At 69.6% G+C, this 26,337-nt stretch carries 29 protein-coding genes; 18 read left to right on the top strand and 11 right to left on the bottom strand.

Annotated elements, in window-relative coordinates:
* The first annotated feature begins 21 nt into the window (after positions 1-21).
* The 5 genes from EPO51_RS03140 to EPO51_RS03160 are packed head-to-tail and all read left to right on the top strand — an operon-like array spanning position 22 to position 6,200.
* Complete coding sequence (locus EPO51_RS03140; RefSeq protein ID WP_293345894.1) at positions 22-3,351, top strand: amidohydrolase family protein; 3,330 nt, start codon at positions 22-24, stop codon at positions 3,349-3,351.
* Positions 3,348-3,740 carry a hypothetical protein gene (locus tag EPO51_RS03145; RefSeq protein ID WP_293345896.1) on the top strand — a complete coding sequence of 131 codons (393 nt, stop codon included), beginning with the start codon at positions 3,348-3,350 and terminating at the stop codon, positions 3,738-3,740. Before EPO51_RS03140 ends, EPO51_RS03145 begins: the two co-directional genes overlap by 4 nt.
* Positions 3,741-3,758: 18 nt before the next feature.
* Positions 3,759-4,349, top strand: a complete 591-nt coding sequence (locus tag EPO51_RS03150; protein WP_293345898.1) for a TetR/AcrR family transcriptional regulator — start codon at positions 3,759-3,761, stop codon at positions 4,347-4,349.
* 54 nt (positions 4,350-4,403) lie between these two features.
* Positions 4,404-5,204, top strand: a complete 801-nt coding sequence (locus EPO51_RS03155) for a glutathione S-transferase family protein (protein ID WP_293345899.1) — start codon at positions 4,404-4,406, stop codon at positions 5,202-5,204.
* A 12-nt stretch (positions 5,205-5,216) separates the two neighbouring features.
* Entirely contained in the window at positions 5,217-6,200 is a 984-nt protein-coding gene (locus tag EPO51_RS03160) for an NADP-dependent oxidoreductase (protein WP_293345901.1), read from the top strand.
* 23 nt (positions 6,201-6,223) lie between these two features.
* Here the strand turns inward: EPO51_RS03160 and fghA are convergent, their stop codons facing one another.
* Positions 6,224-7,063 (bottom strand): S-formylglutathione hydrolase, encoded by an 840-nt coding sequence (gene fghA / locus EPO51_RS03165; protein ID WP_293345903.1) that lies wholly within the window; start codon positions 7,061-7,063, stop codon positions 6,224-6,226.
* A gap of 192 nt (positions 7,064-7,255) precedes the next feature.
* On the opposite strand from fghA, the gene EPO51_RS03170 reads away from it, so the two are divergent.
* The 4 genes from EPO51_RS03170 to EPO51_RS03185 all read left to right on the top strand — a co-directional run bounded on the left by EPO51_RS03170 (position 7,256) and on the right by EPO51_RS03185 (position 9,841).
* Positions 7,256-7,642 (top strand): excalibur calcium-binding domain-containing protein, encoded by a 387-nt coding sequence (locus tag EPO51_RS03170; protein WP_293345905.1) that lies wholly within the window; start codon positions 7,256-7,258, stop codon positions 7,640-7,642.
* Positions 7,643-7,705: 63 nt separating this feature from the next.
* Positions 7,706-8,623, top strand: a complete 918-nt coding sequence (locus tag EPO51_RS03175) for an EamA family transporter (RefSeq protein ID WP_293345907.1) — start codon at positions 7,706-7,708, stop codon at positions 8,621-8,623.
* Between the two features lie 20 nt (positions 8,624-8,643).
* Complete coding sequence (locus tag EPO51_RS03180) at positions 8,644-8,766, top strand: hypothetical protein (RefSeq protein WP_293345909.1); 123 nt, start codon at positions 8,644-8,646, stop codon at positions 8,764-8,766.
* 52 nt (positions 8,767-8,818) lie between these two features.
* Complete coding sequence (locus tag EPO51_RS03185) at positions 8,819-9,841, top strand: hypothetical protein (protein ID WP_293345911.1); 1,023 nt, start codon at positions 8,819-8,821, stop codon at positions 9,839-9,841.
* Between the two features lie 17 nt (positions 9,842-9,858).
* On the opposite strand, the gene EPO51_RS03190 is transcribed toward EPO51_RS03185, so the two are convergent.
* Positions 9,859-10,179 (bottom strand): DUF1905 domain-containing protein, encoded by a 321-nt coding sequence (locus EPO51_RS03190; RefSeq protein ID WP_293345913.1) that lies wholly within the window; start codon positions 10,177-10,179, stop codon positions 9,859-9,861.
* Between the two features lie 48 nt (positions 10,180-10,227).
* Positions 10,228-11,121, bottom strand: a complete 894-nt coding sequence (locus tag EPO51_RS03195) for a terminase small subunit-like protein (RefSeq protein WP_293345915.1) — start codon at positions 11,119-11,121, stop codon at positions 10,228-10,230.
* A 132-nt stretch (positions 11,122-11,253) separates the two neighbouring features.
* Here EPO51_RS03195 and EPO51_RS03200 point away from each other — a divergent pair, with 132 nt between their 5' ends.
* From EPO51_RS03200 to EPO51_RS03210, 3 genes are all read left to right on the top strand, one after another.
* On the top strand, positions 11,254-11,655 hold the full coding sequence (locus EPO51_RS03200) for a hypothetical protein (protein ID WP_293345917.1): 402 nt from the start codon (positions 11,254-11,256) through the stop codon (positions 11,653-11,655).
* A 40-nt stretch (positions 11,656-11,695) separates the two neighbouring features.
* Complete coding sequence (locus EPO51_RS03205) at positions 11,696-11,884, top strand: hypothetical protein (protein WP_293345919.1); 189 nt, start codon at positions 11,696-11,698, stop codon at positions 11,882-11,884.
* 303 nt (positions 11,885-12,187) lie between these two features.
* Positions 12,188-14,110 carry a PAS domain-containing hybrid sensor histidine kinase/response regulator gene (locus tag EPO51_RS03210; protein ID WP_293345921.1) on the top strand — a complete coding sequence of 641 codons (1,923 nt, stop codon included), beginning with the start codon at positions 12,188-12,190 and terminating at the stop codon, positions 14,108-14,110.
* A 160-nt stretch (positions 14,111-14,270) separates the two neighbouring features.
* Here EPO51_RS03210 and EPO51_RS03215 read toward each other — a convergent pair whose 3' ends face one another.
* The 8 genes from EPO51_RS03215 to fabD all read right to left on the bottom strand — a co-directional run bounded on the left by EPO51_RS03215 (position 14,271) and on the right by fabD (position 21,154).
* Positions 14,271-14,729 (bottom strand): GFA family protein, encoded by a 459-nt coding sequence (locus EPO51_RS03215; protein WP_293345923.1) that lies wholly within the window; start codon positions 14,727-14,729, stop codon positions 14,271-14,273.
* Positions 14,730-14,906: 177 nt separating this feature from the next.
* Positions 14,907-15,617 carry a guanylate kinase gene (gmk, locus tag EPO51_RS03220; RefSeq protein WP_293345925.1) on the bottom strand — a complete coding sequence of 237 codons (711 nt, stop codon included), beginning with the start codon at positions 15,615-15,617 and terminating at the stop codon, positions 14,907-14,909.
* A 52-nt stretch (positions 15,618-15,669) separates the two neighbouring features.
* A complete protein-coding gene (locus EPO51_RS03225; protein ID WP_293345927.1) occupies positions 15,670-16,551 on the bottom strand; it encodes a YicC/YloC family endoribonuclease in 882 nt (293 codons plus the stop codon).
* A gap of 172 nt (positions 16,552-16,723) precedes the next feature.
* Positions 16,724-17,728 carry an endolytic transglycosylase MltG gene (gene mltG / locus EPO51_RS03230; protein WP_293345929.1) on the bottom strand — a complete coding sequence of 335 codons (1,005 nt, stop codon included), beginning with the start codon at positions 17,726-17,728 and terminating at the stop codon, positions 16,724-16,726.
* The gene (gene fabF / locus EPO51_RS03235; protein ID WP_293345931.1) at positions 17,725-19,008 is read right to left on the bottom strand and encodes a beta-ketoacyl-ACP synthase II; all 1,284 of its coding nucleotides are present in this window, start codon (positions 19,006-19,008) and stop codon (positions 17,725-17,727) included. Before fabF ends, mltG begins: the two co-directional genes overlap by 4 nt.
* 91 nt (positions 19,009-19,099) lie before the next feature.
* Positions 19,100-19,339, bottom strand: coding sequence for an acyl carrier protein (locus tag EPO51_RS03240; RefSeq protein WP_293345933.1), 240 nt, complete (start codon positions 19,337-19,339; stop codon positions 19,100-19,102).
* A gap of 121 nt (positions 19,340-19,460) precedes the next feature.
* On the bottom strand, positions 19,461-20,201 hold the full coding sequence (gene fabG, locus EPO51_RS03245; protein WP_293345935.1) for a 3-oxoacyl-[acyl-carrier-protein] reductase: 741 nt from the start codon (positions 20,199-20,201) through the stop codon (positions 19,461-19,463).
* Between the two features lie 8 nt (positions 20,202-20,209).
* Positions 20,210-21,154 (bottom strand): ACP S-malonyltransferase, encoded by a 945-nt coding sequence (fabD, locus tag EPO51_RS03250; RefSeq protein WP_293345937.1) that lies wholly within the window; start codon positions 21,152-21,154, stop codon positions 20,210-20,212.
* A gap of 86 nt (positions 21,155-21,240) precedes the next feature.
* Here fabD and EPO51_RS03255 point away from each other — a divergent pair, with 86 nt between their 5' ends.
* The 6 genes from EPO51_RS03255 (at position 21,241) to EPO51_RS03280 (ending at position 26,241) form a co-directional block, all read left to right on the top strand.
* Entirely contained in the window at positions 21,241-22,320 is a 1,080-nt protein-coding gene (locus EPO51_RS03255; protein ID WP_293345939.1) for a zinc-binding dehydrogenase, read from the top strand.
* A gap of 121 nt (positions 22,321-22,441) precedes the next feature.
* A complete protein-coding gene (locus EPO51_RS03260) occupies positions 22,442-22,981 on the top strand; it encodes a peroxiredoxin (protein ID WP_293345941.1) in 540 nt (179 codons plus the stop codon).
* Between the two features lie 203 nt (positions 22,982-23,184).
* Positions 23,185-23,547: a 30S ribosomal protein S6 gene (rpsF, locus tag EPO51_RS03265; protein ID WP_293345943.1), complete on the top strand. Its 363-nt coding sequence runs from the start codon at positions 23,185-23,187 to the stop codon at positions 23,545-23,547.
* A gap of 18 nt (positions 23,548-23,565) precedes the next feature.
* Positions 23,566-23,847, top strand: a complete 282-nt coding sequence (rpsR, locus tag EPO51_RS03270; RefSeq protein ID WP_293345945.1) for a 30S ribosomal protein S18 — start codon at positions 23,566-23,568, stop codon at positions 23,845-23,847.
* A 13-nt stretch (positions 23,848-23,860) separates the two neighbouring features.
* Positions 23,861-24,445: a 50S ribosomal protein L9 gene (gene rplI, locus EPO51_RS03275; RefSeq protein WP_293345947.1), complete on the top strand. Its 585-nt coding sequence runs from the start codon at positions 23,861-23,863 to the stop codon at positions 24,443-24,445.
* Between the two features lie 308 nt (positions 24,446-24,753).
* Entirely contained in the window at positions 24,754-26,241 is a 1,488-nt protein-coding gene (locus tag EPO51_RS03280; protein ID WP_293345949.1) for a replicative DNA helicase, read from the top strand.
* The last annotated feature ends 96 nt before the right edge of the window (positions 26,242-26,337 follow it).

The raw sequence follows: 26,337 nt of genomic DNA on the forward strand, positions 1-26,337 counted from the left end.
GGCCGCAACATAGGGGCCGTCATGAACCTGAAGCTCGCCGCCATCCTTCTCGCGTCCGTGGCCGTCGCCCCCGCACTCGCCCAGACGCCGCCTTCGCCCCAGCCGCCCGTGGCCAGGACGCAAGCGCCCGAGGATCAGGCGCTCAAGCCCGAATCGAAGACCGCCGCCCCCGCGCCGACCGCCGGCCCCGCGCCCACCGCCGCCCCGGCCAAGCCCGCCAAGTGGGACGTCAACGATCCCCCCGGCGCCGCCATCCGCCGGGTCCCGATCGATGTGGACGAGGGCACCTGGATGAACGTCGACGTCAGCCCCGACGGCAGGACGATCGCCTTCGACCTGCTGGGCGACATCTACGTCATGCCGATCGCCGGCGGCGCGCCGACGCGCATCGCCGAGGGTCTGGCCTGGGACGTCCAGCCGCGCTTCTCGCCCGACGGCCGGCGCATCGCCTTCACCTCGGACCGGGGCGGCGGCGACAATATCTGGATCATGAACGCCGACGGATCGGACAAGCGCCAGGTGACCAAGGAGGACTTCCGCCTCCTCAACCAGCCGACCTGGAGCCCGGACGGCCGCTTCATCGCCGCCAAGAAGCACTTCACCACCGGCCGCTCGCTGGGGACCGGCGAGGTCTGGCTCTACCACGTGTCGGGCGGCGCGGGCGTGCCCCTGGTCAAGAAGCCGAACGAGCGCCATCAGAAGGAACTGGGCGAGCCCACCTACGCTCCCGACGGCAAGTCGATCCTCTACACCCGCAACATCACGCCCGGGCCGATCTTCGAATACGCCCAGGACTCCAACACCGACCTCTTCAACATCGAGCGCTACGAGATCGACACCGGCGAGGTGACCACCGTCGCCTCGGGCCCCGGCGGCTCGGTCCGTCCGACCCCCTCGCCCGATGGCCGCAAGATCGCCTTCGTCCGCCGCGAGAACACCCGCTCCAAGCTCTATGTGAAGGACCTGGTCTCCGGCGTGGAGCGCAAGGTCTACGACGCCCTCGACCAGGACGTTCAGGAAACCTGGGCCGTCCAGGGCCTCTATCCCAACATGGACTGGACGCCCGACAACAAGACCGTCGTGTTCTGGGCCGGCGGCAAGCTGCGCCGCGTCGACGCCGACGGCGCCAATGCCGCCGTCATCCCCTTCCGCGTCTCCGACACCCGTAACCTGATCGACGGCCCGCACCCCAAGGTCCAGGTCTCGCCTGACCGGTTCACGACCAAGATGACCCGCTTCGCCGCCGTCTCGCCGGACGGCCGCCAGGTGGTCTTCGAGAGCCTGGGCAAGCTCTATCTGAAGCCCATGGCCGGCGGCGAGCCGAAGCGCCTGACCAAGGGCGACGAGGCCAGTTTCGAACTCTTCCCCGCCTGGTCGCGCGACGGCAGGACCATCGCCTTCGTCGCCTGGACCGACGCGGGCCTGGGCCGCATCCGCACGGTGGCGGCCGGCGGCGGGACCGCCCGCGACGTCACCAAGGACCCTGGCCACTACGCCCGGCCCGCCTTCTCCCCCGACGGCCGGACCCTCGTGTTCGAGAAGGGCCAGGGTGGGTTCCTGACCTCCCGCAACTGGTCCGAGAACCCCGGCGTCTACCGCGTGCCCACCGCCGGCGGCGTGGCCGTGCGCATCGCCAAGGACACCGCCGCGCCCCAGTTCGGCGCCTCCAACGACCGGGTCTTCATGACCGCCTCCGAGGGCGGCAAGCAGCAGCTGATCTCCACCGACCTCAGCGGCGAGGCCAGGCGCGTCCACGCCGAGGGCGAGCTGGTCACCGACTTCGCCGTCTCGCCCACCGGCCAGCTCTTCGCCTTCCGCCAGAACTACGAGGCCCTGGTCATGCCCCTGATGCCGGGCGGCCAGGACGTGCCGGTGGACCTCAAGGGCGGGCCCATGCCGGTCACCCGCGCCTCCTCCGGCGGGGCGGACTGGATCCACTGGTCCAACGGCGGCGCGGAGCTGCACTGGTCCATGGGGCCCACGGTCTACACCGCCAGGACCGACGCCCTGTTCCGTGACGCCCCGGCCGCCGAGGGCGCCCCGAAGTTCGAGCCTCCCAGGACCGGGGTCCCGCTCTCCATGGAGGTGGCCGCCGACCGCCCGACCGGCGTGGTCGCGCTCACCGGCGCCCGCATCGTCACCATGGCCAAGGCCGATGGCGGGGTGATCGACGACGGCGTCATCGTCATCGACGGCGCCCGCATCGTCGCGGTCGGCCGCAAGGGCGAGGTCCAGGTCCCCGCCGGCGCCAGGGTCGTCGACGTCGCCGGCAAGACCATCATCCCCGGCCTTGTCGACGCCCACGCCCACGGACCGCAGGGCGTTGACGAGCTTGTGCCGCAGCAGAACTGGTCGCTGATGGTCAACCTGGCGCTGGGCACGACCACGATCCACGATCCGTCCAGCCGCGCCGCCGAGATCTTCGCCGCCGCCGAGCTGCAGCGCACCGGCAAGATCGTGGGCCCCCACATCTTCTCCACCGGCGAGGTGGTCTACGGCGCCAAGGCCGCCCGGAACTACGCCCAGATCGACAGCTACGACGACGCGCTGGCCCACGTGCGCCGGCTGAAGGCCCAGGGCGCCTACAGCATCAAGAACTACAACCAGCCCCGGCGTGACCAGCGCCAGCAGCTCATCCAGGCCGCCCGCGCCGAAGGCATGCAGGTGGTGGCCGAGGGCGGCGCCCTGTTCGGCCAGGACATCAACATCATCGCCGACGGCAACTCGACGCTGGAGCACAACATCCCCCAGCTCACGCTGTACGAGGACGTGCTCAGCTTCTTCAGCCAGTCCAAGACCAACTACACCCCGACCCTGGTGGTCACCTTCGGCGGCCTCGCCGGCGACCCCTACTGGCGCGCCCACACCGACGTCTTCAACCAGCCGGTCCTCAAGGCCCATATCCCCCCGGCCCAGCTCGCGGCCGACAACGCGCGCCGCGCCATCGCGCCCGATGACAACTACGTCGACGACGACAGCGCCCGCGAAGCCCACAAGCTGGCCAGGCGCGGCGTCCTGGTCTCCATCGGCGCCCACGGCCAGCAGGCCGGCATCGGCCCGCACTGGGAGCTGTGGTCGTTCGTCCGTGGCGGCATGACTCCGATCGAGGCCCTTCAGGCCGGCACCATCGTGCCCGCCAGGTCCCTGGGCATGGACGCCGACATCGGCAGCCTGGAACCGGGCAAGCTGGCCGACCTCGTGGTCCTCGACGCCGATCCCACGGCCGACATCCGGAATTCCGAAAAGGTCAGCCGTGTCATGGTGGGCGGCCGCATGTACGATCCCCTCACCCTGAACGAGGTGGTCACCGGCGACCGCAAGCGCAGTCCCTGGTGGTGGGAATCCAAATGAGCGACGACCCCATCGACGCCGGCTTCGACACCGACGACTGGCAGCGCCTGATCCCCTTCACCGGCCGCGTCGCCAACCTCGACGACGTCCAGGCCCGCAAGGCCATCTTCGCGCTCAGCGACACCCGCAACGGCAAGCCCATCGACATGGACCTGCCCCAGCCGGTGATCTGGTGGGCCGACGACGGCGAACAGGCCGCCGTCGCCGTCCAGGCCGAGGCCCACGACAGCGAAGAGGGCGAGACCATGGAGGTCCTCGGCCTCATCCTGCCCGACGGCGAGGGCGCCGTGGCCCTGCTCGAGGACGTCGATCTCGTCGACGACACCGACCCCACCTGGCGCGGGCTGGTCGAGGCCGCCGTCGGCGACGAGACAGGAGACGAGGATTAGCCTCCCTCGGCGCCGGACATGAAGCAGATGCGGCTCAAGGGTCACGAGCGGCGGGACCGGTTCCTGGACGCGGCCGCCGCGATCGTCATCGAGCAAGGCGTCTCCGCCGTCACCATGGACGGCGTGGCTGCGCGCAGCGGGGTCAACAAGGCCCTCGGCTACCGCTACTTCTGCGGCCGCGACGACCTGCTGGCCGCGCTCTTCGACCGGGAGGTCGAGCGCCACGAAAGCCGCGTGGAACACGAGATCTCCCGCGACGCCAGCTTTGAGGACTGGGTGCGCTATGGCCTGCGCCACTGGTTCCGCCGCATGGACGAGAGCGGCGAGCTGTTCCTGCGCCTGACCAGCGACAAAGGGCCCCTGGCCGCCAAGGCCGCCGCGCGCCGCCAGGCCGACGCCGCCGCCTGGGCCCAGGGCCTGCAGCGGGTGTTCGGCATCGCCGAGCGGCCCGCCCAGCACCTCGCCGCCTTCCTGGTCGCCGGGACCGCCGGCGCCCTGGCGGTCCGCAACGGCCAGGACGACGACGATGTCATCGAGACCATCACCGTGTCCATCCTGGCGGCGGCCGAGGCGCTCAAGGCGCGGGCCCTTGCGGATCGCAAGATGTAACGCTAGCGTGACTTAACAAGCGCCCGACCCGAGGCGCGACAGGGGAGCGAGATCATGACGATGAAGGTTGGCCGCCGAGGCTCGATGGCGGTGCTCGCCGGGCTGGCGTTCGGCGCCACGGCCCAGGCCGCGCCCCGCCCCAACAGCCGGAAGGGCGGGACCCCGCTGCCGGACGTCACCATCTACCACCTGGAAGGCCGCCGCTCGGAGCGGATCGTCTGGCTGATGGAGGAGCTCGGGTTCCCCTACAGGCTGGAGTTCAAGCGCGGCGACCTCATGGGCTCGATGGCCGCGATCCGCGCGATCAACCCGGTCGTGCCCATGGCCCCCACCGTGAAGTACGGCGACCAGATCCTGGTGGAATCCGGCGCGATCATGGACCTGATCGTCACGCGGCACGCCCCCGACCGGTTGCGCCCGGCCGAGTCCAGCCGCGACTTCCCGAACCACCTGATCTTCATGCACTACGCCGAGGGCAGCCTGGCCGCGCGCCTGTTCTCCGACTACCGCGCCTGGCGGGCGCAGCCGCCGAAGACGCGCTCGCCCCTGGTCGACTCCGAGGCCACCGTCCAGTTCGCCGAGGACCATCTGGCCGCCCATCCCTGGTTCGGCGGCGCCGACTTCTCCACCGCCGACATCATGATGCTGTTCCCGCTCAACGTGGCGACCAGCCTCAACCTCGTGGACGCCGGCCAGTTTCCCAAGGTCGCCGCCTGGAAGGCCAAGGTCGAGGCGCGTCCCGCCTACCAGCGCATGCTCGCCAAGGCGCGGCCCGATGGCCTGATCGGCGCCCTTCCGGCCCTGCCCCAGCACGCGCCCTCCGGTCCGCGCGCGCCGCTCAACCCGCCCCGTTAGGAACACCCCGCCATGACCGAGAGCCGCCAGGTTCACCTCGTCCGCCGGCCCCAGGGCGTCCCCGTCGCGGCGGACTTCGCCGTGGTCCCGGTCGACATCCCCGACGCGGCCTCAGGCGAGGTCCAGCTCCAGACCCTGCTGATGTCGGTGGACCCCTACATGCGGCCGCGGCTGGACGCCGACCAGCCCCTGGACACCGCCCTGCTGGGCGGCGGTATCGCCCGCGTGGTCCAGTCGCGCCACGACGGCTTCCGCGAAGGCGACCTGGTGCGCCACATGTCCGGCATGCGCGAGCGCTTCGTCTCGGACGGCCGTGGTTTGACCCCGCTCAAGCCCGACCCCGACCTGCCGCTCAGCGTCTACATGCACGCCCTGGGCGGCACGGGCCTGACGGCCTACGGCGGCCTGCTCGAAGTCGGGGCGCTGAAGGACGGGGAGCAGGTCTTCGTCTCCACCGCCGGCGGCGCGGTGGGCTCGGTCGCGGCCCAGATCGCCAAGATCAAGGGCTGCTACGTGGTCGGCACGACCGGCTCCGACGACAAGGTCGCCTGGCTCCGCGACGTCGCCGGCCTGGACGCGGTGATCAACTACAAGTCCGGCCCGCTGGCGCCGGCCCTCAAGGCCGCGACGCCCAAGGGGATCGACGTCTATTTCGAGAACGTCGGCGGCGCCCACCTGGACGCGGCCCTGCCCCGCATGAACGTCCGCGGCCGGATCCCCGTCTGCGGGATGATCTCCACCTACAACGGCGACCGCGAGGGCGTGCGCAACCTCTCCGCCATCATCTACAGCCGGGTCCGCATGGAGGGCTTCGTGGCCAGCGACTTCGGCCACCTGCGCGAGCGGTTCGAGGCCGACGTGACCGGCTGGCTCAAGGCCGGGCGGATCAGGTACCAGGAGACCATCCTCGACGGCTTCGAGCGCGCGCCCGAGGGCCTCATCGGCCTGTTCGAAGGCCGCAACGCCGGCAAGATGCTGATCCGCGTCGCAGCCTGACCGCTGGGGAGCGAGCGGCCGGGCTACCCTCGCAACCGCTCCGCATGCCACGCCACGTGCTCGGCCACGAAACTGGCGATGAAGAAGTACGAGTGGTCGTACCCGTCCTGCATCCGCAGCGTGAGCTTCTGCCCCGCGGCCGCGCAGGCCGCCGCGAACAGCTCGGGCTTGAGCTGGCCCTCCAGGAAGCTGTCCGCCCCGCCCTGGTCGATCAGGATGTCGTCGAACCGCCCCTTGGCGGCGCCGGCCTCGACCAGCCGCGACGCGTCGTGCTCCGCCCACGCGGCCTCGTCCCCGCCCAGATAGGCCGCGAACGCCTTTCTCCCCCAGTCGCACCGCGTCGGCGAGACGATCGGCGCGAAGGCCGAGACCGAGCGATAGAGGTCGGGGTAGCGCAGCGCCAGCGTGAGCGCCCCATGGCCGCCCATGGAGTGGCCGAAGATCCCGCGCCGGCCGACTGCCGCCGGGAAGGCGCCTTCCACCGCCGCGATCAGGTCCTCCGTGACATAGGTCTCCATCCGGAAGTGCGGCGCCCACGGCGGCTGCGTGGCGTCCACATAGAAGCCCGCGCCCTGACCCAGGTCGTAGGCCGGGTCGTCGGCCACGCCCTCGCCTCGTGGGCTGGTGTCCGGCGCGACGATGATCACGCCATGCCGGGCGGCGGCGGCATAGGCGCCGGCCTTGGTGGTGAAATTGTCCTCGGTGCAGGTCAGGCCGGACAGCCAATAGAGCACGGGATGCGGCCCCTCGCCCGGCGGGACGAACACCGAAAGCTTCATCGGCCCGCCCGTGGCGGCGCTGTGGTGACGACCGTAGGTCAGCGTCCCGCCCTGGGTCCGATGCTGCTGAAGGATCTCGAACATGAAACTCACCCCCTGCGGCCGCGTCGCGACCGTGTAGCAGCTCGAAGGCGGCCCGCAACGCCCGACGGGGCGCTGAACTACGCTCGGGGCGCGCCGGGCGGACGCAACCTGCCGATGCGGTGCGACGTCGCACCAGGGCGTTTAACCTAAGACCTTCACCACGCCTTTCCCATCGCCGGCGATGTTGCCGGTGTGACCACGCCGACCTTCCCCATACCCGCCCTCGAGGGCCGCGAAAGCCTGGAGCGCGCCGCCCGGATGCAGCGCCGGCTCTACCGGGCCTGGCGGCGGCATGGCGAAGACCCGCGCCGGCTTCGGGTCGTCCTCACCCCGGTCGACTGGGTGCTGGTCGCCTGCCTCGCCGTGACCATGCTCGGCCTCGGCGTGGGCCTCGACCGCATGTACCCGCTGGTCCGCCCCAGCCTGGCCCACGCCCTGTACGACGACCTGCCGGTGCGCCCCTACCCCGACTGCGCCGACGCCCACGCGGCCGGCGTGTTCGATATCCCGGTCGGCGCCGCGGCCTACACCGTCGACCAGGACCGCGACCGCGACGGATTGGCCTGCGAGCGCGGCTGAGAACTGGCCCTATCGCCGATCCCTCAGGCTCCTCATCCTGGCGGCCTTGAGTCGGAGGATGGGGTGGACGCAGCTCGAACCCGCAGGAATGCGCTCGTCGCCGCACTGCCGTTCGCGGCGGTCGTCGGGGCCACCTGCGCCTTCCAGGTCGGCGCCTCGCTCGCCAAGGGCCTGTTCCCCGCCGTGGGGCCGCAGGGCGCGTCGGCCCTTCGCCTGATCCTGGGCGCGGCCATGCTGTTCGCCGTCCTCCGCCCCTGGCGCAACTGGCCCAGGCCCGCGCCGCTGCTGCCGATGCTCGGCCTGGGCCTCGCCACCGCCGGCGCCATCCTGTTCTTCTACCTGGCGATCGGCCGCCTGCCGCAGGGCGTCGCCATCGCCCTGCAGTTCCTCGGGCCCCTGGGGGTCGCCATCGCCGGCTCGCGCCGCGCCTCCGACCTGGTCTGGACGGCCCTGGCCGCCGCCGGGGTCTGGGGCCTCGTCGGACGCGACCTGATGTCGGACGGGCCCGGACGGCTCGACCTCGTGGGGGTCGGCTTCGCACTCGCGGCGGCCGCCTCCTGGGCCGCCTACATCGTCTGGGGCCAAGCGGCCAGCCGGGCCTTCAAGGGCGCCACGCCGGCGCTGGCCGTCGGCATCGCCACGGTCGTGGTCGTGCCGGTGGGCGTCCACCACGCGGGCCTGCCGGCCCTGCTCCAGCCCGGCCTCATCCCGCTGGCCCTGCTGGTCGCCCTGGTCTCCACGGCGATCCCGTTCAGCCTCGAGATGTACGCCCTGCCGCGGATGCCGGCCCGCACCTTCGCCGTACTCACCAGCCTGGAGCCGGCCTTCGGCGCCCTGGCCGGCCTGTTCCTGCTGCACGAGCGCCTGGCCCCGGCCCAGCTCGCCGGCGTCTGCGCCGTCATGGCCGCCGCGGCCGGCGCCGCCTGGTCCAGCAAGCCGCGCGCCCCGGAAGACCTGGCTTCCGACATTCCCCCCACCTGAAACGGTGCTAGAAGCCCGCCATGTCCGCCACACCTCCCGACCCCGACCGCCGCAAGAAGCTCATCGGCCGCCTGGTCGTCATAGCCCTCGGCCTGCTGATCGCCGTCTACCTGGTCCCGATGTTCCTCAGCCTGATGCGCTGACGGTTCGCGCGCCGACGGTGCGCCTTCCCCGTCGAGCCGCTACAACCCGCCGATGTTCCGCGTCCCCGACCTCGAACTGCCCCCGGACCATCCGGACCGCGCCGTGCTCGGCGCGATCGCCAGGAACCTCGACATCTCCGCCGACCGCCTCGCGCTGGCCGGCTCCATGCCGGAGTATGTCCGCCATGCCCTGGCATGGCGGCCGCAGGTGCATGACTCGCGCCAGCAGTCCCTGACCGACAGGTTCCTGACGCCGGTCCTTCCGGCGCTGCACGCCCTGTTCCTACAGCTGCGCGCCGAACTCGATCCCGTCCTGCGGCAGGCGAAGCCGGCTCGCGGCTCGGAACCCTATCCGATCGGCCAGTGCCTGGAGATCACCCAGGCGGTCCAGGCGCGGCTGGAAGGCCTCGATCCCGCCGGGCTTTCCGGCCCCGCCGCCCGGGCCTTCGCGGCCCTGCGCGACTTCCGCGCCGCCGGCGGCGACCTGCGGCGCGCCTGGGGCGACCTCAGGGGCGAGTATTTCCAGAACGCGCTGATCGTCGGCGCCCTCTACGTCGATGTCTCCAACGACGCCGTCGTGGTCACCAAGCCGCCGGTGGAGATCCGCCCCTTCGCCGAGGCTGACTTCAAGCCGATCGCCGACCACCTCCATTTCGTCCGCATCGCGACGCGCTACTGGAACCTGCGGTTCCTGCCCAACCATTTCCTGCCGGACCTCGCGCCTTACTTCCCATTGATCCACATCGCCGCGGACGGCGGGATGCGCGTCGGGCCGCTGGACACCTACATGCTGGGCGTCACCCTCGCCGGACGGTTCCAGTCCAGCGAGCAGGCCCTGTGCGCCTCGCCCCTGCCGCCCGACACCTTCGCCAGCCTGGGCGCGGCGATGCGCGGCGGCCCGGTCCCCGTGGCGGCCAGCGCCGAGCAGGGCCGCGAGGCGGCGCTCGCCCGCTGCCGCGCCTGGCGCGCCGAGGGCCGCTTCGACTGCGCCGCGTCCTTCAACCGCGCCATGGCCGCCGCCCACGACATCAACCGGCGGCTGGCCGGAACGGCCGCCATCGCCCGGACCGCCTGAGCCGGCCCTGAGCGTACCTATCGCCGCCCAAGCCGCACCGTCATCTCCGCCGAGACGACATCCCCCGCCGTGACGTTCGCCTTACGCCGCACCACGTCCTTCAGCGGCAGATAGTAGGTCTCCTGCCTGGGGAACAGCGAGGTCGTGAAGTCCACCTCGCCGATCCGCGCGTCGACCGGGATCACCCCCCACCCATAGCTCGCCGCCCTGGCCAGCCGCCGCACCTCCGCCGCCACCTGCGCCGGCAAGGGTGCGAAGAAGTACGGCGAGGGGCCGCGCCAGTGGACGACCTCGGCCTCGAAGCTGAACTCGGCCAGGGGTTCTGCGGCGGCGGACATACGCCGATCGTACCGGACCGGAAACAATAGCTGAAGGGCGCGGCGGCCTCAGCCCGGCCGCCGGCGCGGCCCGTTCACCGGCTCGCCCGCCGCGTTCAGCGCCTCCAGCTCGTCCAGGGTGATCCGCCCCTCGCGGATCGCCTGCCGGAACGCCGTGTTCTCCGCCGGGGACATGCCGCGCACCGCGCGCGTGGTCTCCACCACCTCGTTGTCCGGCGTCACCGCGAAGTGGCGCACCTCGAAGCGCGTGACCGGCTCAGGCGCCGCGTCCGCCTCGTCCTCCGGCGCCTGCGCCTTGATCGTCCCATAGCGCCGCGGCGCCAGCTTCGCGCACCGCCACTTCAGGGTCTGGATCTTCAGCCGCGCCGTCTTCGTGGTCGCCTCCGTCGCCTCCAGCGCCAGCCGCCAGGCCAGGTCGAACAGCCGGTCCGCCTGCGCGTCCCGCGCCAGCATGTAGGCGTCGAAATAGTCCGGTCGCTCCTTGATCCAGCGCATCACCGTCGAATAGGCCGGCATGTCGGGCGCTGCGCACACCTCGTCCAGCCCCCGGCCGTCCTCGACCCGGCTCAGCACCTCGGCCGCCACCTTCGGGTTCCAGCGGTGGTACGCCCGCCGTGGCGGGAAGACGTTGGCCGCCACCGCCTGAGCCGCATCCACCATGGCCCGCAGCTCCGGATACCGGCCCAGCCACCACTGCATCGTCGACCACGGCGGCGCCGTGGGGCAGCGGCACGCCTCGGCCAGGGTCACCCCCGCCTCGATCCGCCGGCACACCGCCTCCACCGCCGCCACCTTCTGCGCATAGACCCGCCGCTCATAGGGCCGGCGCCCCTCACCCGCGCACACAGCCGCTCCCGCGCCCGCCTCCGCCATCGCACACCCCTCGAAATGATCGTCCGGAAAGTTCGCGGAGACCCCCACCCGACCCGCGGGCGCAGTCATCAACGCTGCCTGAACCATCTCAAATTCCCGAGGAAATGTCAAGAACAAATGTGGAACATAAAGGCCGCCTGCTCCCGCCCTTAACCCAACCTGTTCACCCGCCCTTACCCGTCATGCCCGCAACCTCAGCGCGTGACCACGCTCCCGCCGCCCCACAGGCCCGTCCGCCGCAACGGCGCCCTCGCCCTCGGCCTGGCCGTCCTGATCGCGCTCGCCGTGACGCCCTGGCTGCTCCACGTCGGCTTCATTCGGCCGCCGTCGCCGCTGACCCGCGACCTGCCCGGCGCGTCCCCCGCGGCGAGCCAGGTGTTCGACGCCCGCGTCCAGGCCCGCTTCCCGCCTGGCGCGAGCGAGGCCCAGTTGATCGCCGAGCTCTCGCGGCAGGGCTTCCACGAGGGCCAGGCCGAACGGGAAATGGTCCGTCGCCAGGCCTCGTTGATCTGCAACATCGCCGCGCGGGTCTCCTGGCGCGCCGACCATGCCGGCAAGATCCTGCGCGCCCGCGGCGCCTATCGTGAGGAGGGCTGCCTGTGACCGCGGCCGTCCCCGCCCCTTTCCGACCCGCCCCGCCGCGATGAGCTGGCTCCCGACCCTCTTCGAGCTGGTCGCCGGTCTCGGCGCCGAACTGTTCCTGCCCCGAGCGATCGAAGGCCGCCCCCTCTGGCTGCGGATCGTCCTCGTGGCCGCCTGGATCGTCCTGGCCTTCGCCCTCGCCACAGTCCTGTTGCTGCTGCTGACGCTCCTGTTCGCCCTCTTCCGATAGCGCCGGACCACCGCTGCAACGTCGGAGCCGTCATCGACTCCCGCGCGCCCACGCCTTCCTAGAGGAAGCGGAAGAGGCTGGCGAAGTACGGTGGGGCCAAAGACCATTTTCCGAAGTCCGACCCCAGCCTGCCGAAGCGGCGCCGCTCCGGCGGGAGAGTTTAGCTGTTCACCCAGCAACTTCGGCCATGTGGTCGCCGTCGCCGCTGAAGCCCCCTATTCGAGATTTGCGCGCCATCAATTGATAGTTCGTCGGCTCAGCGTACCTATCAACAATTGAGGGGTCGTCTGAAGGTCCGAAACTGTGATCACCAGCCCGATACTCGATGAGATCGGCGATGCGATCTACGCGCTCGATACCGATTGGCGGTTCACACTCTTCAACAACCAGGCCGAGCAATTCTTCGGGCGGGATCGGAAAGAGGTTCTCGGACGCTCGGTCTGGGATTGCTTCCCTGCAGCGAGGGGGACCGAGCTCGCCCATCTGCTCGAGGAGGTGATGCGGAGCCGCAAGCCCGCGCATCTTGAAGTCCTCAGCCCCAGTACGGGCCGCTGGACAGACACCCGCATATTTCCCCTCACCGAGGGCGGCATCGTCGCAAACTGGCGCGACATCACTCGGGAGAAGCAGCAGCAGGCCCAGTTGGCCGAGGCGATCGAGGCCCGCGAAGACGCCATGCGAGAGCTCCGCACGGTGATCAGCCATGTGCCGGCGATGATCGCCCACTGGGACAGTGACCTGAAATGCACGTTCGCGAATGACAGCTACTTGGAGTGGTTCGGTCGCACGGCAGAAGACATGATCGGGCTGTCGATACAGGATCTGATGGGCGAGGCCCTCTTCCTGAAGAACGAGCCCTACATCCGCGGCGCGCTGCAGGGGCGTCGCCAAGCCTTCGAACGCACACTTACCAAGCCGTCGGGCGAAGTCGCGCACAGCTGGGCGCAATACATCCCGGACCTGGATGATCACGCCCGCGTCCGCGGCTTCTACGCGATGGTGACGGATGTGACGCCGCTCAAGCAGGTCGAGGAGAGCCTTCGCACCATCAACGCGGAACTCCAGCTTGCCCGCGACGAGGCGCAGGTCGCCACGGCTGTAAAGAGCGCGTTCCTCTCCAATATGAGCCACGAGCTCAGGAACCCGCTGACGGCCATCATCGGCTACGCCGAACTCCTGGCGAAGAAGGGCTCCCTGGATGAGACCCAGCGAAAGTACCTGATCCGACTTCAGGACGCGAGCGCCGCCCTGCTGATGACGGTCAACGATGTCCTCGACTTCTCCAAGCTGGAGGCCGGCGAAGTGGTGATCGAGCGGCGCGTGGTCGACCCGCTCGCCATCGGGCGGGCCGCGCTGGAAATGTTCGAGCCGCAGATGGATCGCAAGGGGTTGGCGCGCAGCCTTGAAGCGGCGGACGTGCCCGCCCTTGTGGTCGCGGACGACACGCGCCTTCGCCAGATCCTGGCCAACCTGATCGGCAACGCGGTGAAGTTCACCGCTGAGGGCAGCGTGTCGGTGCGTTGCCTCTATGACCGAACGGCCCACCTGCTGCGCTACGAGGTGATCGACACCGGCCCCGGCATTCCCGCGGACAGCCAGGCCCAGCTTTTCCAGCGCTTCTCGCAGATGGACGCCTCGACAAGCCGCATCTACGGCGGAACCGGCCTGGGCCTGGCCATCTGCAGGGGCCTTGCGCAGGCCATGGGCGGCGAGGTGGGCGTGCTGAGCATCGCCGGCGAGGGAAGCTGTTTCTGGGTCCAGGTCCCGTGCGAGCCCACCACCCTTGAGGTCCTGCAACGGGAGGATCTGGAGCACTCGCTTCCCCATCCCGACGCCTTGCGGGGTCTGCGTGTGCTGGTGGTCGACGACGAGGCGGCGAACCGGGAACTGGTGCGCCACATGGTCGAGCCGCTCGGCGTCCTGGTGACGGAAGCGGAAGGTGGCGCCGAGGCGGTCGCCGCCGCGCGCTCCGGCGTGTTCGACGTCATCCTCATGGACGTGCGGATGCCGAACATCGACGGCCCGACGGCGGCTCAGCTCATCCGCTCTAGGGCGGGGCGCAAGGTGACGCCCCCCATCGTCGCCTTCACGGCGGACATCGGCGGCGGCATGCCGCCGACCTGGCGCGGACATTTCGATGCAATACTCGGCAAGCCGATCGTCGGCCGAGACCTCGTTTCGCTCCTGGCCGAGCACCGCCCCAAGCCCTTGGCGCCACAGACTTAGAGGCTGTCCCCCCGAGGACTCCGGCGCGTGGTGCAGCGAGGCATCCCAAGAGGCTTCCCGTCATGATCGGCCGGCTGCTCACCGTCGGACGGACCGTGAGGGAGTGACATCCACGCCTAGTGCGGACCTTCCCAACTTCCGAGATGAGTCAGAATCGCCCCTATCCCTCCCGCCTCGCATAGGCCCCGCTCAGCTCCCCCCACGCTTCCGCGGGCGGGAACTCCGCAAAGCTCCGCACCGCCGGCGTGGTCGCCCACGGCAGCTTCTCGCTCACATAGGTCTCGACGAACGGCTCCAGGCCTTCCACCCCGTCGAACATGGTCGAGCGCACGTTCACGAACCCCGGCGGCTGGGACGGCCGGGTGAACATCCAGCTCATGCAGTACGGACAGAAGAAGTGCTGGGCCTCGGCGCCGTGCAGCCCGCCGATCACCGGCTCGCCGGCCGTCACCTCGAACGCCTCGGCCGGGAACAGGGCGCTCAGCGAGAACGCGCTGGCGGTCATCTTCTGACAGCCGGTGCAGTGGCAGGCCATGGTGATCAGCGGCCCGGCGGTCACCTTGAACCGCACCTGTCCGCACCGGCATCCGCCCGTCCAGGGCAAGCTCGGCTGGCTCATCGACATCTCCTCGCTCCACCGCGCGCCGCAGGCGCTGTCATATTCGTCCACGAACCACACGAACCACACAAACGGGAATCCACGCCGGCGCCACGCCCGCCGATAGCCCGCGTTCGTGTGGTTCGTGTGGTTCGTGGACAATCGAATCGGCGCTGACGCGCCCAAACCGCCGCAGCGCTATTTCTGCACTGGCCGCAGCAACGGCGTCTTCGGCGGCTCGGCGGCCTCACCGGCCGCATCCCTAAGCAGGTCCTCCACGAACCCCGGCAGCCATGAGTTCCGCCCCGGCTTCATCCGCTCGGCGCGATAGATGTGGCCCAGGTCCGCATAGGCGCGGTCGAAGTTCTTGTTCACGATCACGTAGTCGTAGTTCGTCCAGTGGAGGATCTCCTCCCGGCCCAGCTCCAGCCGCGCCTTGATCGTCTCCTCGGTGTCCTGGGCCCGGGCGCGCAGGCGCCGCTCCAGGTCGTCCCAGGCCGGGGGCAGGATGAACAGGCGTACGCTGTCCTCCGGGGCCTTCTCGGCGATCTGGGCGGCGCCCTGCCAGTCGATGTCGAACAGCACGTCGTGACCGGCCTCCAGCGCCGCCATCACCGGCTGCTTGGGGGTGCCGTAGTAGTTGCCGTTGACCGTCGCCCATTCCAGGAACTCGCCGGCGGCGATCATGGCCTCGAACTCGGCGCGCGACTTGAAGAAGTACTCGCGCCCCTCCGCCTCGCCGGGACGCGGCTCGCGGGTGGTGGCCGAGATCGACAGCGTCAGGTCCGAGTGGTCGGCCACCAGGCTGCGCGTCAGCGAGGTCTTCCCCGCCCCGGCCGGGCTCGACACCAGCAGCAGCAGCCCCCGCCGCGTCGTCTCCCAGGGCTTCGAATGATCGTCAGCCGTCAAGGTCCGCACTCCCCGCGCGAGGCGCCATCAAGATAACCACGCCTGCGGCGCCCTATTCGACATTCTGAACCTGTTCGCGGAACTGCTCGATGGTGGCCTTGAGGTCCAGGCCCACCGTCGTCAAGGCCGAGAGCTGCGACTTCGAGCACAGGGTGTTGGCCTCGCGCATGAATTCCTGGGTCAGGAAGTCCAGCCGTCGTCCAACGGCGCTGTCGCTCGCCAAGAGCGTCCGCGCAGCGTCCACGTGGCCGGACAGCCGGTCCAGTTCCTCGCGCACGTCGGCCTTCACCGCCATGGCCGCGGCCTCCTGGACGATGCGCTCCTCGGTGGCCGCCTCGCCCGCCAGTTCCTTCAGCCGCGCCTCGAAGCGGGCCTTGATCGCCTGGGGCTGGCCCGCCGCGACCGCGCCCGCCTGGCCGGTCAGTTCGCCGATCCGGTCCACCTGGCCCGCCAGCACGCCCGAGAGCGCCGCGCCCTCCTCCAGCCGCGCCACGGCCAGGCCGTTCAGCGCCGCGCCGATCGAGCCCGAGATGGCGGCCTCCAGCTCGGCCTGGGCTTCCGGCTCCAGGCCGGAGTCGTCGGCCTCGACCACCCCGCGCAGCGCCAGCAGGCCGTCCAGCCGCGGCGCCTTGACCCGCCCGTCCTTCATCAGCGGCGCGCCCAGCGTGAGATAGCGCTCGAGCTGGGCGACGTTCACCCGGACCTGGACGGCGCCCTCGCTACGCTTGGCGGTCACGCCCACCGTGATGTTGCCGCGCTGGAAGCGGCTCTGCGCGCCCTCCCGGGCCGCCCGCTCCAGGCCCTCGAACCCCGGCGGCCCCTTGAAGCGCACCTCCAGGTTCCGCCCGTTCACGCTCCGGGCCTCGACCGCCCAGGTCCAGCCGCCCAGCGCTCCCTCGGCCCGCCCGAACCCGGTCATCCCCGAAATCGGCATCAGCTTCGTCCCCGCGCCGCAGGCGCTGTCATATTCGTCCACGAACCACACGAACCACACAAACAGGAAGCGAAGAGGGCAACAGTCGCGCCCACGGCCCGCGTTCGTGTGGTTCGTGTGGTTCGTGGACGATTCAATCGGCGCTGACGCGCCACGGCGACGAGGCGCATCGCTACTGCCCCCCGGTCGCGCGCTGGCGCTCGATGGCGCGCCAGCGTTCGACGTTCCTGGCGTGCTCGTCGTAGGTCGAGGCGAAGGCGTGGCCGCCCGAGCCGTCGGCGACGAAATAGAGCTCGTCGGTCTTCGGCGGATCGAGCACGGCGGCCAGGGCGTCGCGGCCTGGGTTGGCGATCGGCCCCGGCGGCAGACCGGCGACCTTGTACGAGTTCCACGGACTGTCCGCCGCCAGTTCCGAGGCGCGGATGCCGCGACCCAGCGGCCGGCCCTTGGTGAGGCCGTAGATGATCGTCGGGTCGCTCTGCAGCAGCATTCCGGCCCGGAGGCGGTTGATGAAGATCGCCGCCACCCGCGGCCGCTCGGCCGGGACGCCGGTCTCCTTCTCGACGATGGAGGCCAGGGTCACGGCCTCCTGCGGCGAGTTGAGCGGCAGGCCGGGCTGGCGCGAGGCCCACAGCTGCGCCAGCACCTTGTCGTGCGCGTCGCGCATCCGCTGCAACACGGCCGCCCGCGGCTCTCCGCGCTGGATGTCGTAGGTGTCGGGCAGGAGCGAGCCCTCGGGCGGCTCCTCCGCGGTCCCGGTCAGCACCGGCGAGGCGTTGACCGCGTCCAGCGCCATGCCGCTGGTCCAGCCCTCCGGGATGGTGATCACGCGGCGGACCACCTTGCCCGCGCGGATGTCGGCCAGCACCCGGGCCATCGAGGCGCCGGAGCGGATCTCGTATTCGCCGGCCTTCAGGTCGGCCGCGGCCCCGGTCATTCGGGCCGCCAGGGCGAAGAACCCGGCGGAGGAGATGACGCCGGCGGTCCTGAGCGTGTGGCCGATCTGGCCGACGCCGGAGCCGCGCTCCAGCACCACCACCGTGGTCTCGCCGGACCGCGCCTTGGGCCCCGGGCCCACGTAGCTCCAGACCCCGGCCAGGGCGACCAGGATCGCCAGGCCCAGGGCGATCAGGGCGCCCCCGCCCGCCGCGCGCTTGGAGATGCGCCGGCGGCTCACGCGTATTTCTTGAAGATCACCGAGGCGTTGGTGCCGCCGAAGCCGAAGCTGTTCGACAGCGCCACGTCGATCTTCATCGGCTTGGCCTTGTGCGGCACCAGGTCGATCTTCGTCTCGACGGAGGGGTTGTCCAGGTTGATCGTCGGCGGCGCGATCTGGTCGCGGATGGCCAGGCAGCTGAACGCCGCCTCGATCGCCCCGGCCGCGCCCAGCAGGTGGCCGGTGGCCGACTTGGTGGAGCTCATGGTGGCCTTGGCCGCCGCGTCGCCCAGCAGCCGCTCGACCGCGCCCAGCTCGATCTCGTCGCCCAGCGGCGTCGAGGTGCCGTGGGCGTTGATGTAGTCGATCTCCGAGGGGTCGATGCCGGCGTCCTTGATGGCCGCCTGCATGGCCCGGAAGCCGCCGGAACCGTCCTCGGCGGGAGCCGTGATGTGGTAGGCGTCGCCGGCCAGGCCGTAGCCGATCACCTCGGCGTAGATCTTGGCCCCGCGCGCCTTGGCGTGCTCCAGCTCCTCCAGCACCAGCATGCCGGCGCCCTCGCCCATGACGAAGCCGTCGCGGTCCTTGTCGTAGGGGCGGCTGGCGCGGGTGGGCTCGTCGTTGAAGCCGGTCGACATGGCGCGGCAGGCGATGAAGCCGGCGATGCCCACCGGCACCACGCTGGCCTCCGCGCCGCCCGCGACCATCACATCGGCGTCGCCGTACTTGATCAGCCGGCAGGCGTCGCCGATGGCGTGGGCGCCCGTGGCGCAGGCGGTGACCACCGCGTGGTTCGGGCCCTTGAAGCCGTAGCGGATCGAGACCTGGCCCGAGACCAGGTTGATCAGCGCCGAGGGGATGAAGAACGGGCTGACCCGACGGGGGCCCTTCTCGTGCAGCTCGATGGCCGTCTCGGCGATGGTGCCCAGGCCGCCGATGCCGGAGCCGATGATGACGCCGGTCCGCTCGCGGCCCTCGTCGTCTTCGGGCTGCCAGCCGCTATCCTTGACCGCCTCGTCCGCGGCCGCGACGCCATAAAGTATGAAATCGTCGACCCGCCGACGGTCCTTGGGCGACATGGTCAGGTCGGGGTCGAACGAGCCCGGGATGTCCGGCCCGCCGCCGCCCCGGCCATCCACCCGCGGCACCTCGCAGGCCACCTTGCAGGCATAGTCGGACACGTCGAAGGCGGTGATGTTCCCCGCCCCGGACTTGCCCTCCAGGATCTTCTTCCAGGTCAGCTCGGTTCCCTGCCCCAGCGGGGTGAGAAGCCCGATGCCGGTGACGACGACTCGACGCATGGCCCTACCTCAGAAACGAAACCGCCGCGCCATCGGGCTCGAATGACCCAGGGACGCGGCGGCTCTTGATCCAGTGCGTGAAGAAACGGCCTTAGCCGCCCAGCCGCTCGCCGATAAACTTCACGGCGTCGCCGACGGTCTGAATGTGCTCAGCCGCGTCGTCGGGGATTTCAATGTCAAACTCTTCTTCGAACGCCATGACCAGCTCGACGTTGTCGAGGCTGTCGGCGCCCAGGTCGTCGATGAAGGAGGCCTTCTCGGTGACCTTCTCTGGATCGGCGTCCAGGTGTTCAATAACGATCTTACGGACGCGTTCGAGGACGTCGGACATTTGAGTAGGTCCCTCAGGCTCAGTCAGTGCTTTGCATCGGCGACGAGGACGGTGAAGTCAACCATCGCCTTGGTGATCAAATTCGGGGGCCGGGTAGCATGTTCCCCTGGCTTGGCGATAGTCAGATCATCGCCATGCCGCCATTCACGTGCAGGGTCTGGCCGGTGACGTAGCCGGCCTCGTCAGACGCCAGATAGGCGCAAGCCGCCGCCACGTCACCCCCCGAGCCCAGCCGCGCGGCTGGAATCGTCGACAGGATCTGCGACCTCTGCTGCTCGTTCAGGCTGTCGGTCATCGGGCTCGCGATGAAGCCCGGGGCCACGCAGTTCACGGTAATTCCCCGGGTGGCCACTTCCTGGGCCAAGGCCTTGGAAAAGCCGATCATTCCGGCCTTCGACGCCGCATAGTTGCTCTGGCCCCCGTTGCCGGTCACGCCCACAACGGAGGTGATGCCGATGATGCGGCCGAAACGGCGCTTCATCATCCCGCGCATCGCCGCCCGGCTCAGGCGGAAATAGCTCTCCAGATTGACCTTCAGGACCGTTTCCCAGTCCTCGTCCTTCATCCGCAGGAGCAGGCCGTCCCTGGTGATGCCCGCGTTGGCCACCAGGATGTCCAACGGGTTCCCCGCGGCGGTCTCAGCGGCCTCGACCAATCCGTCGACCGCCCCCGAATCGGCGAGGTTCGCGGCCGCGGTCGACACACGGCCGCCCATCGACGCCGCCAATGCCTGCAGCACGGGCTCGCGGGTCCCGGACAAGACCACGTGGGCGCCCTGGGCGTGCAGGGTCTTGGCGATCTCGGCGCCGATGCCGCCGGTGGCGCCGGTGACGAGGGCGGTCTTGCCGGTCAGGTCGAACATCATGCCTCTCAGAGCAACTTGGCGAAGGCTTCGAGGTCGGCGGGGCCGTTCAGGGGAACGGCTTCCGCATCGGGGGCGATCCGCTTGGCCATGCCGGACAATACCTTGCCGGCGCCGGCCTCGGCGAACCGGGTGACGCCGCCGCTTTCCGCCATCCAGATCATGCTTTCGCGCCAGCGGACGCGGCCGGTGACCTGCTCCACCAGCATCCGGCGGATCGCTTCCGGATCGTTGGTCGGCCCGGCGATGACATTGGCCACCAGCGGCGCGCGCGGGCTGACGATGGTCGCGCCGGCCAGCGCCTCGGCCATCTCGTCGGCCGCAGGCTGCATCAGCGGGCAGTGGAAGGGCGCCGAGACGTTCAGCGGAATCGCCCGCGCGCCGAGCTCCTTGGCCTTCTCGATGGCCTTGTCCACGGCGGCCTTGTCGCCCGAGATGACGACGTTGCCGTTGTTGTTGTCGTTGGCCACGACGCAGACGCCCACCTCGGACCCGGCCTTCGCGGCCTCCTCGGCCAGCGCCAGGTCGGTCTTGGGCCCGATCAGGGACGCCATGGCGCCCTGCCCCACCGGTACGGCCCTTTGCATGGCCTGGCCACGCAGCTTGAGCAGGCGCGCCGTGTCGGACAGGCTGATCGCGCCGGCCGACGCCAGAGCGGAATATTCGCCGAGGCTGTGGCCGGCCACGAAGGCAGCCTTCTCGATCCCGACGCCGAATTCCTTCTCCAGCGTCCGCATCACCGCCACGCTCACGGCCATCAGGGCCGGCTGGGCATTTTCCGTCAGGGTGAGCTGGTCCTCAGGCCCATCCTGCATGAGCGCCGACAGCTTCTGCTCCAGCGCCTCGTCCACCTCCTGGAACACCTCGCGCGCCGACGCGAAGGCCTGGGCGAGGTCCTGGCCCATGCCGACGGCCTGGCTGCCCTGTCCGGGGAAGAGAAAGGCGAGGGTCATGACGACGCCGCTCCTAGTGATTCCGAGGCGCGAGGGTTAGGGGATAGAACCGCCAAGAACAAGAATGACCAGTTGGGGAGTAACGCATGAAGGCCGTGATCCGACGCGACAAGCGCCTGGTCTGCGACGAGATCGCCGACCTGAAGCCCGCGGAGGGCCAGGTGCTGGTGAAGACCCTGGCCTGCGGGATCTGCGGGTCCGACCTGCACGCCCTGCACCACATGGAGCACCTGATCGACCTGTCGCGGCGGGCCGGCGCGCCGGACAGCGGGTTCGATCCCACCGCCGACACCGTCTTCGGCCATGAGTTCTGCGCTGAGATCCTTGATCACGGACCTGGCTCGCCCCGGGCGCTGAAGGCTGGGACACGGGTCGTGAGCGTTCCCCTGACCATGCATGGCGCGGGGATGGAAGCCCTGGGCTTCTCCAATCGCCTGCCGGGCGGATTCGCCGAGCAGATGATCCTGAGCGAGGCCCTGATCTTGGAAGTCCCGAACGGCCTGCCCACCGACAAGGCGGCCCTGACCGAACCCTTCGCCGTCGGCGCGCACGCCGTGGCCAAGGCGAAGCTGGAGCCCAGGTCCGTGTCGCTGGTCGTCGGCTGCGGGCCCGTGGGTCTGGCGGTGATCGGGGCGCTGAAGGCGCAAGGCCATGGCCCTGTCATCGCCGCGGACTTCTCCCCGCGTCGTCGCGCGGCCGCGGAACGGCTGGGCGCCGACATCGTGATCGATCCGGGCGTGGAGAACCCGCACGAGCGTTGGGAAGCCCTCGGCGTCCCCAAGTCCCGCGCCGCCCAGGCCATGATGCGGATGATGGGGAACGCGATCGCCCAGCCTGTCGTCTTCGAGTGCGTCGGCTCACCCGGCGTGCTGCAGGCGCTGATCGAGGCCGCGCCCGCGGGCGCCCAGATCGTCGTGGCCGGGGTCTGCATGGAGACCGACAGGATCGAACCGTCCATGGCCATCACCAAGGAGATCGAGCTCACCTTCGTGTTCGGCTACACGCCCGAGGAGTTCGGCCTGACGCTGCGCCAGCTCGCGGAGGGAGTCATCGACGTGTCGGGCCTGGTGACCGGCACGGTCGGGCTGGAGGGCGTGGCCGGAGCCTTCACGGCCCTGGGCGACCCGGAGGCGCATGTGAAGATCCTGGTGCGGCCGAACGGCTAGGATCCGGAGACTTCGCCCGTCGCACGCCCATCGTGACCGGCGATAACCATCGCCCCTTGCGCGGTTCGAAACGCGGGTATTCAACTGTGCCGCTTTTCTGCGTCCCCAAGGAAACGACCCCATGCGCCTCGTCCTCGCCGCCGCCACGCTCGCCGCGCTTTGCGCGACCCCCGCCTTCGCCGCCCTGAAGAACGGCGACAAGGCCCCCGACTTCACCGCCGACGGCTACCAGGCCGGCAAGGCCCTGCACTTCTCGCTCGCCGACGCCCGCAAGAAGGGGCCCGTCGTGCTGTACTTCTTCCCGGCCGCCGAGACGAAGGGCTGCAACATCGAGGCGAAAATGTTCGCCGACGCCTCCGACCAGTTCAAGGCCGCCGGCGCGACGCTGATCGGCGTCACCGCGGGCAACCTGGACAAGCTGGCCAGCTTCTCCGCCGACACCGAGAAGTGCTCGGGCAAGTTCCCGGTGGCCGCCGATCCGGGCGCCAAGATCGCCAAGCAGTACGACAGCGTCCTGGCCATGAAGCCCGACTGGTCGGACCGCACGTCCTATGTGATCGCGCCGAACGGCACGGTGCTGCACGCCTACACCAAGATGGACCCCACCGAGCACGTGTCCGAGACCCTGGCCGCCGTGAAGTCTTTCAAGGCCAAGAAGTAAGCCCCGCCGCCAAGCCGGGCGGGGGGCGAAAACCCTTGCCCGCGCTCGGCTTTTCCCCTATTTGCGCGCCTCTTCACGGAAGGCGGTCTCTTCGCGGAACGCAAATGGGTCGGGAAACTCCCGGTCGCCGCGCCTGAGATCCATCACGTCCGACGGACTTCCGCCGTCGGCCGCGCCGCCCTCCATAGCGGAAGAAGGAAAACATGGCGCTCTACGAGCACGTCGTTATCTCGCGGCAGGATATCTCGCCGCAGCAAGCCGAAGCCCTCAACGATCAGCTGAAAGTCCTCATCGAGGAAGGCGGCGGCAACGTCGCGAAGATCGAGTACTGGGGCCTGCGCAACCTCACCTACCGGATCAACAAGAACCGCAAGGGTCATTACTCCCTGCTCGCGATCGATGCCCCGTCGGACATCGTGAAGGAGATGGAGCGTCAGCTGTCGATCAACGAAGACGTGCTGCGCTACATGACCGTGCGCGTCGACGAGCTCGATCTGGAGCTCTCGCCGATCCTCGCCCGCCGCGATCGCGACCGCGAACGCCGCGACGACGTTCCTCAGTTCTAAGAAAGGGAGGATCATCAGATGACTGACGAAACCTCCGCCGCCCCGGCTCCCGCCGCCGGCGCCGCCGCGGGTGGCCAGCGCCGCCCGTTCTTCCGCCGCCGCAAGGTCTGCCCGTTCTCCGGCGCCAACGCCCCGAAGATCGACTACAAGGACGTGAAGCTGCTGCAGCGCTACGTCTCCGAGCGCGGCAAGATCGTGCCCTCGCGCATCACCGCCGTGTCGGCCAAGAAGCAGCGCGAACTGGCCAAGGCCATCAAGCGCGCCCGTTTCCTGGCGCTCCTCCCCTACGTCGTGAAGTAAGGGAGAGGCACAGATGAAAGTCATTCTGCTCGAACGGCTGGAAGGCTGGGGCACGCTCGGCGATGTGGTCACCGTCAAGGACGGCTTCGCCCGCAACTACCTCCTGCCCCGCCAGAAGGCGCTGCGCGCCAACGCCGGCAATCTCAAGGTTTTCGAAGCTCAGCGCGCGGATATCGAAGCCCGCAACGCCAAGGCCAAGGAAGCCGCCGGCAAGTCCGGTGAGAAGCTGGACGGCACGTCCTACATCATGATCCGGCAAGCGGGCGAGAGCGGTCAGCTCTACGGCTCGGTCGCGGGTCGTGACGTGGCCGACGCAGTCAACGCCGAAGGCGGCAAGATCGAACGCTCGATGGTCGTGCTGGACAAGCCGATCAAGACGCTCGGCCTGCACGAGGTGAAGGTGCGCCTGCACGCCGAAGTGACGGTCTCCGTCACCCTGAACATCGCGCGCAGCCAGGACGAGGCCGAGCGCCAAGCCCGCGGCGAGAACGTGATCAACGCCCAGTTCGAGGAAGAACGCGAAGCCGCCGAACAGGCTGCCGCGGATATGCTCGAAGGCGGCGCCGGAACTCACGAGATGTCCGGGTACGACGCTTAAGCGTCGGGTACTCGACAGTATTAACGGCGCGGGACCACGGTTCCGCGCCGTTTCTTTTTCCCGATCGGCTTCCCGAGCTATTCGCCCTTTGGTTTCAACGGGCGGTCCTCTACCGGCGCGTCGGCGTCACGTGGTAGGCCTACGTCCGTTTCTGACGAAGCAGTGCGGGATCCTTGCCGCGCCGTTTTCGTATGCGGCGGAACGTCACGGCGCCGCTTTTCCACAGGGCAGAAATCGTGTGTGGACAGGTCCACAAATGTGTCACGTCCGCGGTGCTCTAGGGCCCGTCGTTGGCTATCCGTAAACCCATGGCACTCGTTCCGGCCCTCGACCTCCGCCCCTCCAACGACATCGCGATCCCACACGCGCCTTCCAACGTGGAGGCCGAACAGGCGCTGCTGGGCGCCCTGCTCTACGACAACGCCGCCTTCGAGCGGCTGGGCGACCACCTGCAGCCGCAGCACTTCTACGAGCCATTCCACCAGCGGCTGTTCCAGGCGATCTCGAACAACATCCGCAAGGGCCAGCTGGCCGAGCCGATTCTGCTGGCCGAGCAGTTCAACCGCGATCCGGCGTTCGAGGAACTGGGGGGCGTGCGCTACCTGGCCGATCTGGTCGACCGCGCGCCGCCGGCGGCGAACGCCCCGGACTACGCCAGCGCCATCTACGACCTAGCCCTGCGCCGCGACCTGATCCGCATCGGCGGAGAGATCACCACCACCGCCCAGCAGGGCGACGCCGAGATGGACGCCCGCGACCAGATCGAAGCGGCCGAACAACAGCTCTATCAGTTGGCCGAGACCGGCGGCGTCTCTTCGGGCTTCGTGAACTTCGCCGACGCCCTTCGCGGGGCGGTCGCCATGGCGGCCGAGGCCCACAGCCGCGACGGCGGTCTGGCCGGTCTCTCCACCGGCCTGATCGACCTAGACCAGAAGATCGGCGGCATGCACCCGTCCGACTTGATGATCCTGGCGGCCCGCCCCTCGATGGGGAAGACCTCGCTGGCGTGCAACATCGCCTTCGACGTGGCGCGCAACTACGCCTGGGAGCCACAGCCCGACGGATCGAAAAAGACGGTGCGCGGCGGCGTGGTGGCATTCTTCTCGCTGGAAATGTCCTCCGAACAGCTGGCCATGCGCCTGCTGGCCGAGGCCTCCGGCGTGTCGGGCGACCGTCTCCGCAAGGGCGAGATCGACGCCATGGAGTTCGGCCGCATCCGCGACGCCGCGCTCGAGATCCAGGAGGCCCCGCTCTACATCGACGCCACCGGCGGCATCACGCTCGCCAAGCTGGTCGCCCGCGCGCGCCGCTTGAAGCGGATGGTGGGACTGGACCTGGTGATTATCGACTACCTGCAGCTCATCACCACTGGCGCCGGCGGCTCGGACAACCGGGTGCAGGAAGTCTCGATGATCACCCAAGGTCTCAAGGCCTTGGCCAAGGAACTTAACGTCCCCGTCCTGGCGCTGAGCCAGCTCAGTCGCCAGGTCGAGAACCGCGAGGACAAGAAGCCCCAGCTCTCCGACCTGCGGGAATCCGGGTCGATCGAGCAGGACGCCGACATGGTCATGTTCGTCTACCGGGAAGAGTACTACCTGAGCCGCCTGGAGCCTCGAGAGGGCACGCCGGAGCACTTCACTTGGCAGGAGCAGGTCGACCAGGTGAAAGGGCTGGCGGAACTCATCATCGGCAAGCAACGTCACGGTCCCATCGGCACCGTGAAGCTATCGTTCCACTCCGACACGACCAAGTTCGGCAATCTGGCCCGTGACAGCAGCCGCTACGAACAGCACTAAGGCGCGGTCAGCAAAAGTGGAGGCCGGTTTTGCGTCCGACCGCGCCAAAGTCAAAAGCAGCGCGCCTTCCGGGCGGCGAACCGAAAATCACATCGC

The sequence above is a fragment of the Phenylobacterium sp. genome (genome assembly GCF_004297125.1).
Lineage (GTDB): Bacteria > Pseudomonadota > Alphaproteobacteria > Caulobacterales > Caulobacteraceae > Phenylobacterium.